The organism is Streptomyces hokutonensis (assembly GCF_000376565.1).
Lineage (GTDB): Bacteria > Actinomycetota > Actinomycetes > Streptomycetales > Streptomycetaceae > Streptomyces > Streptomyces hokutonensis.
Map to the genome: position 1 here is coordinate 81,408 of NZ_BARG01000014.1, position 14,731 is coordinate 96,138.

Annotated in this window: 18 protein-coding genes; 12 read left to right on the forward strand and 6 right to left on the reverse strand. The window is 68.1% G+C overall.

What is annotated here, in order from left to right; translation table 11 throughout:
- Positions 1-19 precede the first annotated feature (19 nt).
- Positions 20-226 carry a hypothetical protein gene (locus tag SSP08S_RS05970; protein ID WP_019066660.1) on the forward strand — a complete coding sequence of 69 codons (207 nt, stop codon included), beginning with the start codon at positions 20-22 and terminating at the stop codon, positions 224-226.
- A gap of 1 nt (position 227) precedes the next feature.
- Positions 228-767: a hypothetical protein gene (locus tag SSP08S_RS61605; RefSeq protein ID WP_158697135.1), complete on the forward strand. Its 540-nt coding sequence runs from the start codon at positions 228-230 to the stop codon at positions 765-767.
- 1,323 nt (positions 768-2,090) lie between these two features.
- On the opposite strand, the gene SSP08S_RS05975 is transcribed toward SSP08S_RS61605, so the two are convergent.
- A complete protein-coding gene (locus SSP08S_RS05975) occupies positions 2,091-2,996 on the reverse strand; it encodes a hypothetical protein (protein ID WP_019066661.1) in 906 nt (301 codons plus the stop codon).
- Between the two features lie 225 nt (positions 2,997-3,221).
- Here SSP08S_RS05975 and SSP08S_RS05980 point away from each other — a divergent pair, with 225 nt between their 5' ends.
- The gene (locus SSP08S_RS05980; protein WP_026178216.1) at positions 3,222-4,253 is read left to right on the forward strand and encodes a hypothetical protein; all 1,032 of its coding nucleotides are present in this window, start codon (positions 3,222-3,224) and stop codon (positions 4,251-4,253) included.
- Between the two features lie 29 nt (positions 4,254-4,282).
- Positions 4,283-4,756, forward strand: a complete 474-nt coding sequence (locus SSP08S_RS05985) for a DUF6924 domain-containing protein (protein WP_043259278.1) — start codon at positions 4,283-4,285, stop codon at positions 4,754-4,756.
- A gap of 89 nt (positions 4,757-4,845) precedes the next feature.
- Here the strand turns inward: SSP08S_RS05985 and SSP08S_RS05990 are convergent, their stop codons facing one another.
- The 3 genes from SSP08S_RS05990 to SSP08S_RS06000 are packed head-to-tail and all read right to left on the reverse strand — an operon-like array spanning position 4,846 to position 6,132.
- On the reverse strand, positions 4,846-5,052 hold the full coding sequence (locus tag SSP08S_RS05990; RefSeq protein ID WP_019066664.1) for a DUF397 domain-containing protein: 207 nt from the start codon (positions 5,050-5,052) through the stop codon (positions 4,846-4,848).
- Between the two features lie 9 nt (positions 5,053-5,061).
- Positions 5,062-5,286, reverse strand: coding sequence for a DUF397 domain-containing protein (locus SSP08S_RS05995; protein ID WP_019066665.1), 225 nt, complete (start codon positions 5,284-5,286; stop codon positions 5,062-5,064).
- Positions 5,287-5,295: 9 nt separating this feature from the next.
- Positions 5,296-6,132 carry a helix-turn-helix domain-containing protein gene (locus SSP08S_RS06000; protein WP_019066666.1) on the reverse strand — a complete coding sequence of 279 codons (837 nt, stop codon included), beginning with the start codon at positions 6,130-6,132 and terminating at the stop codon, positions 5,296-5,298.
- Positions 6,133-6,304: 172 nt separating this feature from the next.
- Between SSP08S_RS06000 and SSP08S_RS06005 the strand changes: the two genes are divergently transcribed.
- Positions 6,305-6,739 carry an ATP-binding protein gene (locus SSP08S_RS06005; protein ID WP_019066667.1) on the forward strand — a complete coding sequence of 145 codons (435 nt, stop codon included), beginning with the start codon at positions 6,305-6,307 and terminating at the stop codon, positions 6,737-6,739.
- Here SSP08S_RS06005 and SSP08S_RS06010 read toward each other — a convergent pair.
- Positions 6,729-7,172, reverse strand: coding sequence for a hypothetical protein (locus SSP08S_RS06010; protein WP_019066668.1), 444 nt, complete (start codon positions 7,170-7,172; stop codon positions 6,729-6,731). The genes SSP08S_RS06005 and SSP08S_RS06010 overlap by 11 nt on opposite strands.
- A gap of 187 nt (positions 7,173-7,359) precedes the next feature.
- On the opposite strand from SSP08S_RS06010, the gene SSP08S_RS06015 reads away from it, so the two are divergent.
- Both SSP08S_RS06015 and SSP08S_RS64145 read left to right on the forward strand, forming a co-directional pair.
- Positions 7,360-8,316 (forward strand): hypothetical protein, encoded by a 957-nt coding sequence (locus SSP08S_RS06015; RefSeq protein WP_019066669.1) that lies wholly within the window; start codon positions 7,360-7,362, stop codon positions 8,314-8,316.
- Positions 8,313-10,076, forward strand: coding sequence for a peptidase M16 family protein (locus SSP08S_RS64145; RefSeq protein WP_019066670.1), 1,764 nt, complete (start codon positions 8,313-8,315; stop codon positions 10,074-10,076). The genes SSP08S_RS06015 and SSP08S_RS64145 overlap by 4 nt, the downstream gene beginning before the upstream one ends.
- A gap of 19 nt (positions 10,077-10,095) precedes the next feature.
- Here SSP08S_RS64145 and SSP08S_RS06025 read toward each other — a convergent pair whose 3' ends face one another.
- The gene (locus SSP08S_RS06025; RefSeq protein WP_043259279.1) at positions 10,096-10,452 is read right to left on the reverse strand and encodes a hypothetical protein; all 357 of its coding nucleotides are present in this window, start codon (positions 10,450-10,452) and stop codon (positions 10,096-10,098) included.
- 412 nt (positions 10,453-10,864) lie between these two features.
- Here SSP08S_RS06025 and SSP08S_RS06030 point away from each other — a divergent pair, with 412 nt between their 5' ends.
- The 5 genes from SSP08S_RS06030 to SSP08S_RS06050 all read left to right on the forward strand — a co-directional run bounded on the left by SSP08S_RS06030 (position 10,865) and on the right by SSP08S_RS06050 (position 14,711).
- Positions 10,865-11,692, forward strand: coding sequence for a glycoside hydrolase domain-containing protein (locus SSP08S_RS06030; protein ID WP_026178217.1), 828 nt, complete (start codon positions 10,865-10,867; stop codon positions 11,690-11,692).
- A 33-nt stretch (positions 11,693-11,725) separates the two neighbouring features.
- A complete protein-coding gene (locus tag SSP08S_RS06035; protein WP_019066673.1) occupies positions 11,726-12,196 on the forward strand; it encodes a hypothetical protein in 471 nt (156 codons plus the stop codon).
- Positions 12,197-12,820 (forward strand): type 1 periplasmic-binding domain-containing protein, encoded by a 624-nt coding sequence (locus SSP08S_RS06040; protein ID WP_019066674.1) that lies wholly within the window; start codon positions 12,197-12,199, stop codon positions 12,818-12,820.
- Positions 12,821-12,964: 144 nt separating this feature from the next.
- Entirely contained in the window at positions 12,965-13,612 is a 648-nt protein-coding gene (locus SSP08S_RS06045) for a SurA N-terminal domain-containing protein (RefSeq protein ID WP_019066675.1), read from the forward strand.
- Positions 13,613-13,697: 85 nt separating this feature from the next.
- A complete protein-coding gene (locus SSP08S_RS06050) occupies positions 13,698-14,711 on the forward strand; it encodes a nucleoside triphosphate pyrophosphohydrolase (protein ID WP_019066676.1) in 1,014 nt (337 codons plus the stop codon).
- Positions 14,712-14,731 lie beyond the last annotated feature (20 nt).

Consider the following 14,731-nt stretch of genomic DNA (forward strand, 5'->3'; position numbering starts at 1 on the left):
GCCTCATGAAGGATTTCTGGTGAAGATCGCAGAGATCGAGATCTTTCTGAACTATGGCCACCTTGTGATTGGTTCGGTTGGCGATCCGGATTTTGACCTGCTGGTGGCTGAGCGGCAGACGAGCGACATAAACCATGTGAAAGTGATCACGCGCGCCCAGATCGCGCCAGTGAGGATCCGGGTGTGGCGTGGCGCCGCGCCCGGCCAGGCAGGTCTTCACCGGTGACGTGCAACTTGCCACGGGTTATATGACTCTGAGGGAATCATCCGAGCCGCCGTTCTTTTCGTGGCCAGTGACCAGCCCTGGGAAGCAAGTCACACTGTCGGTCGGCGCCGATGCCTGGGATCGGGCCACGGATGTCACTGTCGTTGTAGACCCCGATGTCGATTCCATGCCTGATGTGATGAGCAGGAAGGCTTTCGTTGATTCGGTAGCTGCGGTCGAATCTCTGGCACAGATCGACCATGTACTGAACGGCCATAACTACCCCGTCGATCGCCTCGCGACAGCGATGCGAATTCTGATGCATGCTTCGCAGGGAGGTGTTTCAGAAGCGCGAATCCGATATGGAATCGCTTCCGTGATGGAATGGCTCAAATGGCTGCATCATGCTATTTCCCCGAGGCTGATCGAAAGCGCGTCTGAGATTATCCGCGGTGGCCTCGGGAGTGGCACTGATCCGGGGGAAGCGGAAGCATATGCAGTTATTGCTAGTGTTTCCTCGGCTTTGGGTATCAGTGTCGATGATTTTCTCATGGCTCGATGATGTGGATCTCCAGGTAAAATGCCAGAATCAGGCATGCAGGTTCCGGATTTACCCGTTGTAGAGATGGTGATGAAGTACCGTTCAAAACCGGGCGTGCTGGCGTCGTTTCACAGCCGGAGTAGGTGAAGGAATTATGCTTCCCCAGGTCGGCAGCGAAGTAATCGTGTCTTGTGAGCCGGCAAGCGCCCGGGTTGTATCGGTGACTGCGCGCTACATCACGGTGGAATGGCCATGGGGTGTGGTCGACAACTCTGCCAATTTTCGCTGGGACGGAACTTTTGCGCTGCCTTATGGAGAATCCAATTCGGAATGGGTCCCATACCGGTTCGAACCGGCCGCGTCTGAGCTTTGCGGCGGAGACTTCTGCACGGTTTCCATCCCGCCGACACGCCTCTATGTCGGACACTATGAGACGTATGATCCTCCACGGAATCTAGGTTGGGCTCCCGCGCCTACTGTCGGAATCTACGTAATTCCGCCAGAAAAATCGGACCAGGAGGACGCGGGATGCATGCTCTATCTAGGTGGAGCCGATCCCATTCGTGTTGAGTCGATCGGAGACTGAGAGTTCACCATTTGTTGATCTGAATGATCTGCCAGCGCAAATTCGTCGACCTGGGCCTGGAGTTCGGTGCAGCACCTTCGGAACCTGCCGTGTACGCCTACTTCAGTGACAGCCTGTTGTTCTGCGCTGCGGTCGATGTGGTCCGCGGACCCCAGATAACGCTCTGGGGCACTGGGAGGGCGGGATCCCGAAGTGCGAATGGGTGGGCCGCCAGTGGACCCACCCAGGCCATTCAGAACACTGAGTCTCGGCCAACTTGAAGTCACTGGTCAAAGAGCGGGTGTGGGTTTGTCGGAATGCTCACGCCGGTCGTGGGCGGCAGTCTGCGGAGAAGATCATCTGGCGGGGCGGTCGGTTCGCCGGTCCCTGCTCGCTGCGGCTGGAGGGCCTTCTACGGTCCTGCGCATGCTGGATTCCGAGTTGCTGGAGGTAAGCGAGCAACTCGCCGACAAACGTACTTCGACCACGCCGGCGACCGGGCAGGTGGGCGGTGATGCTGATCCCGCACCGCGAGCCGGGCGTCGGCCGCGGAACTGCCGGACCATCCCGCCCACCAGCAGATCATGGCGGTCTTCGCCGCGGCCAGCTCACTGCTTCGGGCAGGGGCGGTGTGAGGCGATGGGCGTGGAGATCGTGCCCCAGAGCATCAACAACGTCGGCCTGAAGTTCAAGCGGCTCGCGAGCGGGGAATCCTGGCCGGGACCGAGCAGGGGCTGCTCACCCTGCCGTGACCGTCCTCCCGTCCCGGACACCGGGCATCAGTTCGTACGTCGCCCTGTGCGCAGGTCCTGGTACGACTTGGACTGGAGCTGCAGGGGTGGAGCCATGTCGCCGAAGGACTTGCCGAAGGCTTGCGGCGACCGCTCCAGTTCCATCAGCACCTGGTTCGCTGCGTCGTCGCCGGCAAGGTTGGGCGCCAGGGCCGCGCAGACCCGGACGCCTACATGCGGGTCAGTCAGCCAGGGGCGCGTGTCGCCCCCAAATTGGCCGATGGCGATCACCATCGTCGCAAGGTCATGGGAGGAATCGGCGGCCCGGGCCATCGACGTCAACTGGTTCAGCAGCTCCGGACGTTGCGCAGAGGCTGCGGGATGCCGCGCCAGCGATCCGACAGCTGCTGCGGCGCAGGCCCTGCGCCTGTCGCGTTCCGAGGCGAGGTACGGCAATGTTCGCCGCAGGAGCGCGGGAACGAGGTCGAAGCAAGCCAGCGCCGCCTGATCGAGGACGAGTTCACCCAGACCCGTGCCGTCCCGCCACATCCGGGCCCTGCCGTCCGCATCGGTCGACACGTACTCGGCAGTCCAGGCCCGCAGCTCCGGTGCGCGGTCCGTGACCTGAGCACGGATCTCCGCAGCCCGGTCTCCGAGGTCGGCGGCGACGCCGACCTCGTACAGATAGGCGAGCATGGCATCGGGCAACGTGGGATCGTCGAGCCCCAGCAGTGGATTGTCCAGGAGCTCGGCGACAAGCAGAGCGGTGGGTGCCGTCGCAGGCCAGGCCTTGCCCTCGCGTCGAAGCGTCGCCGACCACAGATGCGAGTACCCGTCGACGAAGCCTCTCGCATCGTCGCCGAGGAGAGCAGCCAGAAGCCGGGGCGTGTCGGTGGCCGGGCCTGTGGCATGGAACAAGCCGGACCAGTCCACGTCATCCGTACGGTCATCCACAACGGGGATGGTGCCATGACACCTCGACGGGCTCACATTGCCCAGACTCACTCGGTATCGGCGGACACGTTCACTCAGCCCGGCCCCCGACCTGTCAACCTCGCTCAACCCGCAATCACGAACCGGACATCAACTTGCGTATCACCCTTTGGCGGCGCCAGCGCGGGCGAGTAGTTGCCGGGAGTGTTCGGTGACCAGGGATGTCAGGCTTCTAAGGTCGGGTCCATGACGAGGACCACGCCCCCACGCCCTCTCGACGTCGAGGCGCTCTTCCCGGAACTGGCTGCCTTTCGGGGAACGACAACCCGGCTCCATCCGCGGCCGGGCAGACCAGACCACTCGGCCAGTTCCGTGGGCGGCCCCATGTTGTGGCCGACGCACGAACCGTGGCCGGTGTGCGGCGAGGCGCACGGCCGTGGGCGTGGTCGGCGCCCGGCCGACATCCACCGCTACCGGCAGGTTCTGGCTTCCGCGTGGGCCCGCGAGCAGGCTCCCGGCCCGACGGACGAGGAACGGGAACTCCTGGGCCAGCTGCATCAGGAGCACCGGATCCCGGGGGCGTCCGAGACCGACCCGCTGCCGATGATCGCCCTCGCGCAGCTGTACCGGCGGGATGTGCCCGACCTGCCGGCGGGGCCGGGCGACTGCGATCTGCTGCAAGTGTTCTGGTGTCCCTTCAACGCGCACGGCCCGGGCCGGTACGACCTGGAGCTGCATCTGCGCTGGCGGCAGTCGTGGAAGGTCGGCGAGGTACTGACCACACCGCCGCGGCCGCTGGTCGTCGGGTCCGACGGCTTCGTGCCCGAGCCCTGCGTGCTGCACCCGGAGCAGGTGGTCACCTACCCGTTTGCCGGCCTTCTGCCCGAGGAACTCTGCGCCCGGATCGACGCCTGGGAGGAAGCCCTCGAAGAGAAAGCCGAGCAGATGGCGGACGAAACCGCGACAGAGCCGCATGGCTACCAGTACGACCTGTCCATCCCGCCCGGCTGGCGCGTGGGCGGCTTCGCCTCCTGGCACGTGACAGACCCGTATCCCATGGACTGCCTGACCTGCGCGACACCGATGCACCTGCTGCTGACCATCGACAGCTCGGAATGGGACGGCGGCAGCGGCAGCTGGAAACCGCTGGAGGACCAGAACTGCCCCACTCACCGTTGCGCCACTCCCACGGAGGTCACCGTTGGCCGTTGGGGTGAACTCAACGTATTCGCCTGTCCCAACAAGCCCGAGCATCCGCATCGCTGGAGCATCCAGTAGTTTGTCGTGTCCGCCGAGGAGAAGGATCTATGAGAGCGTTGCCCGCCGTCACCGGCCGTGGTGAGTTCGACGCCCTGATCGTCAGAACCGACTACCTCGACGACCAGGTGTGGCAGGACGCGGCGGCGCTGCTGGAGCCTTGGGGAGACGGGCAGTACGAGGCAAACGTCCACTTCATCAACGATCCGGTCTGGGCTGGGGCGACCGTTGACGAGGTGTTGACTGCGGTCCGCGGTGACGACGACCTGGCCGTCGTCTTTCTCGCCGACCGTACAACCATGCAGGCCGCGAGCCACCCGCTGCTGGCGGTCACCGTGCTGACGCGTGAGGAGTGCGTGGACGAAGAGGACTACGCACAACTGACCGAGTTCCGCCGCGATTTCCGCACCACGTCCGCAGGGCTCCACGACGTCCACGCCAACCTGAGCATCGGCAACCTGGGCTTCGAGGAGTACGAGGCGCGGGCTCATGATGATCCCGAGGGGATCTACCGGTCCTTCTGAACGGGCTCACGAAACGGCGGTCAGAGCCGAATTCGGGATCCCCCGCACTCGTCTCGGTGATTCGTCTGTCGTGTGTGCGGGCAGCTCGCTTACGTCGCGGCGTGCAAGCGCCCAGCGTCCGTCTTGAGGGTTTCGACAAAGGCGTGGAAGGCTCCGCCAGGGAAGGTGAGCACGGCCAGGGCCGGCGCCTTCGAGTCGCGTACGGATACGTATGTGTGCGTGAGGGAGGTCGCGATCTCCACGCACTCGTTGCCGTCTCCCTCGCCCGAGTAGGACGACTTCCGCCAGTTGTCCATAGGGGTACCTCACAGCTCCTGAGCCAGTTCGCGGATGAAAGCACGCGTCCCTGCGTCCGTCTTGAGGGTCTCGATGAAGGCGTGGAAGGTTCCGCCGGGGAAAGTGAGCGTGGCCCTGGCCGGCGCCTTCGAGTCGCGTATGGATACGTGTGTGTGCGTGGGGGAAGTCGCGATCTCCACGCACTCGTTGCCGTCGTCGGGGCCGGAGTGGGACGACTTCCGCCAGTTGTTCATGGGGGTGCCTCACAGCTCTTTCGTCAGCCGGTCGATGAAGTCACGTGACCGTTCAGGGTCGAGTGATGCGGCTTCCACCTTACGAAAGCGGGTTCGAAAGGCGCCGAGCTGTGCTTCGGAGTCGATGAAGGCCGAGCCATGAGGTACGTCCCGCACCACCGTGTCCAGTTTGGAGACGAGGCCGCCCACGTATGTCATGGTGCTGGCGGCTGTGGCGAAGCCGTCCAAGTCGTAAGGGATGACACGTACGGTGATGTTGTCCGCTTCGGAGAGCTCCAGGAGCCTGGCGAGTTGGGCCCGGGAGGCGGCGCGGTCGCTGACCCTGATCCGTAGGGCCGACTCGTGGATCACCAACTCGTAGGGGACGGAGACCTTCTGCCCCGCCAGTCGGTGCCGGACGCGCAACTCAAGCTCGTCATCTGTCAGTTCGGGCACCCTCGCGGAGAAGACCGCGCGAGCGTAATCCTCCGTCTGTAGCAGGCCAGGCACGTACAAGACCGCGACGTCGCGCCGGAACTCGGCGTGGTGGTTCAGTTCGGACAGGTCCAGGAACGACGTGGGTAGTAGGCCCCGGTACTCCTCCCACCAGCCCCGTGTCCGATCAGTTGCCATCGCGACCAGCGCTTCGATGAACTCCTTGTCCGTACAGGCGTAGTGGGATGCGAGTCGGCGCACTCGTTCCTCGCTCACGCCCACGAGTCCGGATTCGATGTGGCTCATCTGGACGCGGTTCGCCCCGAGCAGCGCCGCTGCCTCGACGGCGGTGAGCCCTGCTGCCTCGCGGAGCCTGCGCAGTTCAATCCCCAGGCGCATTTGGCGTGCGGTCGGTTCGCGCCTCTGGACCATCACTTGCTCCTCGTTCGGGGGTGATTACGCGATCGGCTTGCATGGGGTTACAGGTTACCCCTACCGTCGGTGATGCAACGCACACGCTGCGGAAGTGCACCACCCCGTCATGCCGTGACGGCCGTGGCAGAGCCACCGCGCGAACTCCCCTTCATCTGAACGGAGTTGACCCATGCCCGAAACCGAGCCTGAGATCGAACCCATCGCCCCCGCCCCCTGGGAGTACTCCCTCTCCATCCCCAACGACCCCCGAGCCGTCACCGTAAGCCGCCGCACCCTCCGCCTGATCCTCACCGTCCACGGACTCATCGGTCACGTCGACACCGCCGAACTCCTCGCTGCCGAGCTGGTCTCCAACGCCGTACGGCATACGAAAGGGCCCGCCGACCTACGGGTCCGCTGGGAGGCGGGGGTGTTGCGGATCGGGGCGTGGGACGCCGATCCCGAACCCCCGCCCCCGTCACGGCCGTTGGAGCTGACCACGGACTCCGAGGGCGGACGAGGGCTCGCGCTGGTCCGGGCCTGCGCAGACCTCTGGGGCTGGCAGCCCTCGGCCCGGCACGGCACGCGCGGCAAATACGTCTGGTGCGAACTCCTCACCGCGTGACCGGCAACGCCCCCACAAACCGCGGCCCGTCCCCCCGGTGCTGCACCGGAAACGTCACCTTCAACCCCTGCTCCTGCCCCGCCACCGACAGCCTCGTGGTGAACTGCAATCCCAGGAACGCCTTCTTCGAACCGCCCGCCGAGACATACGGACGCGGCAGGTTCAGCATCAACTTGCCTGGTTTTCCACCCCTGTTGCCGTCGAAGAACAGGACTCTCTGGTCGGTCAGGACTATGTACAGCGGGCGTGGAGTGACCGTGGCCATCACCGTGCCCGCGCTCAACACCCCCACCACCGCCGCCGTCAGGGCCTGCCTGCGGACGGACACCGAGCCGATCGCGGCCAGGGAAGTGAACTCGACGCGTTCGCCCTGGAGGAGCAACGGGGCTGCCGCTTCGAGGAGTTGGCGGTTGCGGCGGGCATTCAGGGACATGGCGGGACTCCTGGGAGACGTAAGTACAGATGTGAGTACAGAAAGGTGCGAACGTTATGAGCCCCCGATGAACGGAAGTTGTACGGAAGGTCCGCCGACGGTCAAGCGACACCCACGCTCATCCCATCTCTGACCTGCGGATTCCCCGCCACCCGCGATGTCACAGGGCTCGCCTAGGATCCGCCGCATGTCATCCGCCCCCGGAGCCGATCCCGGCCCCGACTTCGAACTCGCCTCCGCCTTCCCGGAGGTCACCTGGTTGCGTCAGGCCGCCGCCGCGGCGGACTGGGCCGCGATCCGGCAGTACCACGACAGCCTTCCGCCCGGTACCGACCGGGCCTTCGTCGTGGGTGTGTTGGCCGAGGACGACGGTTTCGAGCACGCGCTGAGGCGGCAACTGGCTGCCGTACCGCACGACGTTCTCGCGCTCACCGTGCTCGGGACCCGGCTCATCGAGGCCGGGTGGGAGATACGGACCGGCGCGCGGGCCAAGAACGTCAGCCGCGAGCAGTTCAAGGCGTTCCACGAACACCTTCGGGAGGCGGAGCAACTCCTCATCCGGGCAACGGCTTTGGACCCTTCCTACGATGCCGCCTGGGCCGCCCGTCTCAACACCGCCCTCGGGCTGTCGCTGGGGATGAACGAGAGCCGGCGCCGCTACAACCGGCTCGCCCGCTACCACCCCCACCACTTCACCGGCCAGGCCCGTCTCCTCCAGAAGCTCTGCCCCAAGTGGGGCGGCACCTGGGAGGACGCCCACGGGTTCGCGCGCGAGTGTCTGCTGACCGCCCCCGAAGGGGCGTTGAACGGCGGGCTCGTCGCCGAGGCGCACATCGAGCACTGGCTCGACCTCGGCGCCGCCGACAAGCGCACCGAATACCTCGCACAACCCCACGTGCACGCCGAACTCGTCGAGGCCGCCCAACGCACCGTGTTCCACCCGCAGTTCGCGCGGCCCTACGGCTGGGTCACCGTCCAGGGCTGCTTCGCCGCGCTGTTCTCGATGATCGGCGACACCACGCAGGCCGCCGCGCACTTCCAGGCCCTCGGCAACCTCGCCTCCGACTATCCGTGGGACTACCTGGGCAAGCCCGCCGAGCAATACATCCAGCACCGCGACACCGCCCTGAGAGGCCGAAGATGAACCCACGGGACCCCCAGTACCACCAGGCCTCCCACGACAGTCAGTCCGCCGCCACCATGAACGCCATCCACCTCACCGAAGTCGACGGCATACCCACCCTCTTCGCCTACGCCCCCGGCCCCCTCCGCGCCGGACTGGTCTTCCGCGTCGGCACCGCCGACGAGACCCTCGCCCGGGCCGGTGTCACGCACCTCGTCGAACATCTCGCCCTGTACCGGCACGGCCTCGCCGACTACCACTACAACGGCGCGACCAAGGCCGCCTTCACCCACTTCCACGTGGAGGGCGCCGAGCACGAGATCGTCGACTACCTCCACGGCGTCTGCGCCTCCCTCGCCGACCTCCCCATGGAGCGCCTGGAGACGGAGAAGGAGATCCTGCGGACGGAGGAGTCCCGCCGCGAACCCGGTCAACTCCCGCTGTGGCGCTACGGCGCCCAGGGCTACGGCCTGGTCAGCTACCCGGAGTGGGGCGTCAGGGGCCTGCGCCCGGAGGACGTACGGCACTGGACGGAGACCTGGTTCACCGGCGGCAACGCCGTGCTGTGGATCGCCGGCGAGCGCTTCCCGGCCGGACTCACCCTCAAGCTGCCCCCGGGCGCCCGCCACCCGCTCCCCGCCGTCACCTCAGCGCTCCCCACCACGCCCGCGCACTTCGCCGACGGCCAGGGCGGAGTCCTCCTCGACGCCGTCGTCACCGACACCGCCGCCGCCCGCCTCTACGCCGGCGTCCTGGAACGCGAACTCTCCCGCGCCCTGCGCCAGGAGGACGGCAACTCCTACACCGCCGCCACCGACTACACCTCCCGCCGCGACGGCCACGCCGTCGTCACCGCGTTCGCGGACTCGCTCCCCGCCAAGCAGGACGCGGTGCTCGGCGGCTTCGTCGACGTCCTAGCCGCGCTCCAGGCCGGCCGTATCGCGCCGGCCGACCTGGAGGCCGTACGCACGCGCGCCGACACGGGACTGACGGCGGCCGACGCGGCCGTACGACGACTGCCGGGCGCGGCGGAGGACCTGCTCGCCGGACGGCCGCCGCGCGGGCTCGACGAACTGCGGCACGAGCTGTGGTCGGTGACGCCCGGTCAGCTGCACGCGGTGGCCCTGGAGGCCGCCGGGACCGCGCTGTTGCAGGTGCCGGCGGGGCACAGCGCGAGCTGGGCGGGATACGCGGAGGCGCCGGTCCGTTCGACGTACGCCGTCACCGGGCGGCGTTTCGAGGCGGTGGCCAAGGACGGGTCCGCGCTGGTGGTCGGGGACGACGGGGTCAGCGTGACCGTGCGCGGACGCGACGGCGGCGACCTCGCGGTGACCGTGCCGTACCGTTCCTGCGCCGCCGTGCTCAGCTGGCCCGACGGCGGCCGGCGGCTCATCGGCACCGACGGTCTCGCCGTCGCCGTAGAACCGGGGCTCTACGGCGTCGACGCGCACACGATGGCGATACTCGACGCGGCCGTACCGCCGCACGCGCGCGTGGAGTTGCCGCCGCGGCAGAGCGCACCGCGCGCGGAGGCGCCCGAACCGGCCGCGGCGAGCAGTGCCGCGCCCGCCCGGCGCACCGGCGGGCAGACCGCCGCGCTGGTCGTTCTCTTCCTCCTGGGCGGGCTGTTCGCCTTCATCGCGCTCGCGACGACGGTCTTCGGCCACGACCCAGACAGCAGCACCGGCGAATGGCTCGGCCTCTCGGGCTTCCTGTGGGCCGTCACCGGACTGATCGTCTGGCCCGCGGTACGGATCCTGCGGCGCACCCGGCGGGCGTGACCCACCGGACGTACGGGATCTACCGCAGGTACGGGTTCCCCTGCTGCGGGGGCACCGGCATGCCCATGTACAGCTGCTGTTTCGGGGGCGGGGTGTCGAACATCCCGAACAGCAGCAGTCCGGCGGCCATGAACATGGTCAGTACGACCGCCAGGCCGAGGAACGGGTCGCCGCTGGAGCTGCCGCCGGACGCCGCCCACGGCAGGGTGACGCACTCGTAGAGCACGAAGGACGCGAACACGCCCCAGTCGGAACCCCGCCCGCGGCGGATCGCCGCGTACAGGAAGGGCACCCACATCAGGAGGCCGCACGACCCCCAGGCGAGGAACACCCAGGCGATCCGTTGTCCCCAGCCGGCTTCGAGCCGTTTTGCCATGTCAACCCCCCAAGGTCGGGCCAAGGTTATGGCACGGGCCGCCGCCCGGGGGACGAACGGCCATGTGAACCGTCCCGAGACCCGGCGGACGCCCGCCACGTCCGCGCACTGGTACGGCGTTTGTCCGGTCCGCGTTCCCCGGTACGGGAGTTTTTGCCGTGTCGTGAGGGAATCTTGTGGCGATCGAGAGAATCCGTTTTCCAGGTCGAAGGACACCGTCGATTATCGTGCGATTCGCTGGGGTCCCAAGTCCCGCGCGCGCACGGACAGTTCCGTACACAGGGCCGTACGACCGTACTCCTACGGCGTCGCCGCGCCGGACCCGCGCAGCTTCCGGGGCCCTCAGGGGGCCGACAACTTTCCGGCGGACGTCGTACACGTCCGCTTGTCATGAACAGGGGTGGGGTTTTTCGTGTCCGAGCACCGGCAGTCGAAGAAGCGCAGATACATCGCTTGGGGCGTCGCGGGTGCCGCCGTCGTCGCCGGGGGCGGTATCGCCGCGCAGACCTCGATGGCCGCCACGACGTGGCCCGCGCAGAAGACCTACACGGGCCGCGCCTTCGACACCTGTGCCGCCCCCTCCCTCGCCGCGATGAAGGCCTGGCACACCGACGGCTTCTACGGCGGCGCCGCCGTCTACATCGGCGGCAAGAACCGCGGCTGCAGCCAGCCCAACCTCACGGCCTCCTGGGTCAAGTCCCTCAGCACGGTCGGCTGGAAGTTCATCCCGCTCTACGTCGGCTCCCAGCCGTCCTGCGGCTCCGGCGGCTCGGTGAAGATCAGCGCCACCACCGCGGCAGCCGTCGGCAAGAGCGAGGCGGACGACGCGGTCGCCAAGTCCGCGGCGCTCGGCTTCAAGGCCGGCAGCCCGATCTACCTGGACATGGAGTCGTACGACACGACGAACACGTCCTGCAACAACGCCGTGCTGACCTACGTGCGCGCCTTCGACAAGGAACTGCACGTCAAGATCTACCGCGCCGGCCTCTACGGCTTCTCCAGCTCCAGCGCCAAGGCGATCGCGACGGCGACCAACAAGACGGACCTGCCGGGCAACCTCTGGTACGCGCTGTGGGACAAGGTCAACACGACCACCTCGGACTGGCCCTGGGGCTCCACCCAGTTCACCGGGCACAGCCGCGCCCACCAGTACATGGTCAACAGCAAGGAGACCCGCGGCGGTTACACGATCACCGTGGACCGCGACGCGTGGGACGCGCCGGTGGCCATCACCGGCTGAGCGCCGGGTGCTGAAGGGCGAGGGGTGAGGGCGATGAAGATGGTGAGGGTGCTGAGGGCGTCCGCCGCGCCGGTGCTGCGGACGCCGGCCGCGCGCGCGGGGTTCGCCGTGCTGCCGGTCGTCAGCCTGGGCCTGCTCTGTCCCGTCCCGTCCCTCGTCCTCGCCCTGCGCCGCCGCACCCGCGCCGCCTGGCTGGCCTTCGCCGGGTTCACCGCGGTCCTCGCGGCCTGGATCACCGAACTCGCGCTGACGCCGGTCGACACGCACGGCGCGCTGTTCGGCGTGGACCTGCTGCTGGTCACGCTCTCCATGGCGGGCGCCTCGGCGCACGCGTGGCGGGCGTGGCCGCGGCGGGCGGGGGAGCCGGCGGAGGTTGCGGACGGCCGGACAGGTGTCCTGGTCTCCGACCGCGCGGAGGGCCTTGCGATCGACCGCGCGGCAAGCGATTCGGTCGCCGATCTCACGGGCGGCCCGGTGGTCGAACGGGCTGAGGAGCAGCGGTAGATGGGCAAGCAGGTCCGGCAGGTCACGCAGGCGCGTCCGGTCCCGGTGGAGAGACAGCGACGGCTCACGCGCGTGGGGCTTGCCGTGGTGGCCGGGCTGCGCGCGCTCGGCGGTCGCACCATCGCCATGATCGCGACGGCGCTCGCCGTCGTCCTCGCGGTGATCGTGACCGGAATCGTCCTCTCCAGGCACGACAGCCGCCCGCCGATCCCCGCCACCAGGGCCCGGCACTACACCGATACCGACGCCTGCCTGCTCACCGACCACCAAGGCATCAACGGCAGCACCGCCGCCACGGTCTGGCGGGGCATGCAGGACGCATCGCTCAGGACGCACACGCGCGTGACCTACTCCTCGGTGACCGGCGAACAGAGCACCGCGAACGCGCGCCCCTTCCTCAACGCCATGCTTCAGAGCTCCTGCGAGGTCGTCCTCGCGGTGGGCGGCGCCGAGGTGAAGGCGGCACAGGAGACGACGGAGCGGTACGCGAAGGTCGGTTTCGTCCTCGTGGGCGGCGGCAGCGCGGACAAGACCCCCACGAACGTGTCCTGGGTACCCACCGGGGACGGGCTCCGCGAGGCAGTCGCGGCGGCCGTGGAACGAGTGGTGGACGCGCGGAACTAGCGCACGCGTGCGTGCCCGTGCGTGCCGGTGCCCGAAGTCCTCGTGAATCGTTGGTCGAATGGGTTGGCCACAGGCGACCCACTGCCTAACATCGATCACCGCAAGACTTTGTGCACCGTCGCACAATCTCCTCGGGAGGCTCCCTTGCACCGCCGCCGTCGCACCGCGCTCGTCCTCACCGCCGTGATCGCCGCCGCGGCCCCCGCCCTGACCGCCTGCGGAAGCGAGGCGCATCCCGGCGCGGCGGCCGTCGTCGGCGGGCAGCGCATCACCGTCGCGCAGCTGCAGAGCCGGGTCAACGAGGTGCGCGTGGCCCAGCGGGCGGCCGTCCAGGACCAGGCCCAGTACACGCGGGCCATCGCCACCACCGGCGGCCTCACCCGCGAGACGCTCTACGGCATGGTCTTCGACCAGGTCGTGCACCGCGCCGCACAGGACGCCGACGTCACCGTCACCCGCAAGGACATCCAGGACATGCGGGCCGCCCTCGCCCAGCAGGCCGGCGGCTCCAAGGCCCTGGAGGCGACCTGGCTCGCACAGTACGGCGTCGCGCCGCAGCGCCTCGACGAGAACCTCCGCCTCCAGGTGGAGGGCCGCAAACTCGCCGCGAAACTCGGCACCGACACCAGCCAGCCCGCCTTCTGGAAGGCCCTGTCGACCGCCTCCAAGGAACTCCACGTCGACCTCAACCCGCGCTACGGCACGTGGGACGTGGAGAAGAGCAGCCGCGTCGACGCGAAGACACCGTGGGTGCGTGAGGTGACGGCGGCGCAGACGCAGGAGTCGGCGTAACGGTACGGCGCCTCCTCCGGAGGGGCTGCCCACTGGCCTGTGGATAACTCGTGGGGCTGTCGGCGGCGTGGGTTACGTTCGGTGTGTGAACGCAACCACGCCTGGTCCCGAGAGCACCCCCGCTCCCGCGCCCACCCCCGCTCCTGGCCGTATCGTCCTGCTCACCACCAGCCACCGTGTCGCCCCCGGCCTGCTGTCCTGGCCCGCCTGGGAGGCGCTGCGCACCGCCGACCGCGTGCTGTGTGCGGAAGCCGCGCATCCGCAGCTGCCGTATCTGAGCGAGGCCGGCATAACCGTGGTCGAGGCGTCCCCGACCGCCGAGGAACTGGTCGCCGCCTGCGCCGGCGGCCACACCGTGGTCGTCGTCGCCACGGGCGAGGGCGAACCGGCGCTGACCGACGGCCTGGCCCGCCTCGCCGGCTCCGGCCGCGTGCAGATGCCCGAGCTGGAACTCCTCCCCGCCTCCTACGACCTTCCGGGCGCCCGCCTCCTCGACCTCGTCCAGGTCATGGACCGCATCCGGGTCGAGTGCCCGTGGTCCTCGCAGCAGACCCACAAGGGGCTGGCGAAGTACGGCATCGAGGAGGCGTACGAACTCGTCGAGGCGATCGAGGAGGGCGACCGCGACGAACTGCGCGAGGAACTGGGCGACGTCCTCCTCCAGGTCGTCTTCCACGCCCGCATCGCGGAAGAGGACCCCGACACCCCCTTCTCGATCGACGACGTGGCCGGCGGCATCGTCACCAAGCTGATCCACCGCCACCCGCACGTCTTCGGCGACGAGACCGCGTCGACTCCCGAGGAGGTCAAGGCACATTGGCTCCGCACGAAGGCGGAGGAGAAGCGCCGTACCTCTATTACCGAGGGCATCCCCATGGGCCAGCCTGGTCTGGCTCTGGCGGCGAAGCTGGCATCGCGCGTGCGGACGGCGGGACTTGAGGTGCCGTTGCCTCTGGCGGAGGGGGGCGACGGCATCGGGTACGAGCTGCTCGCGCTGGCGGTGCGCGCGGAGGCGGACGGCGTGGATCCGGAGGCGGCGTTGCGGGCGGCGGGGCGTGCTTATCGGGATGCGATCAGGGAGGTTGAAGGGCGGATCTGAGGGCGTGGGCTCAGTACCGT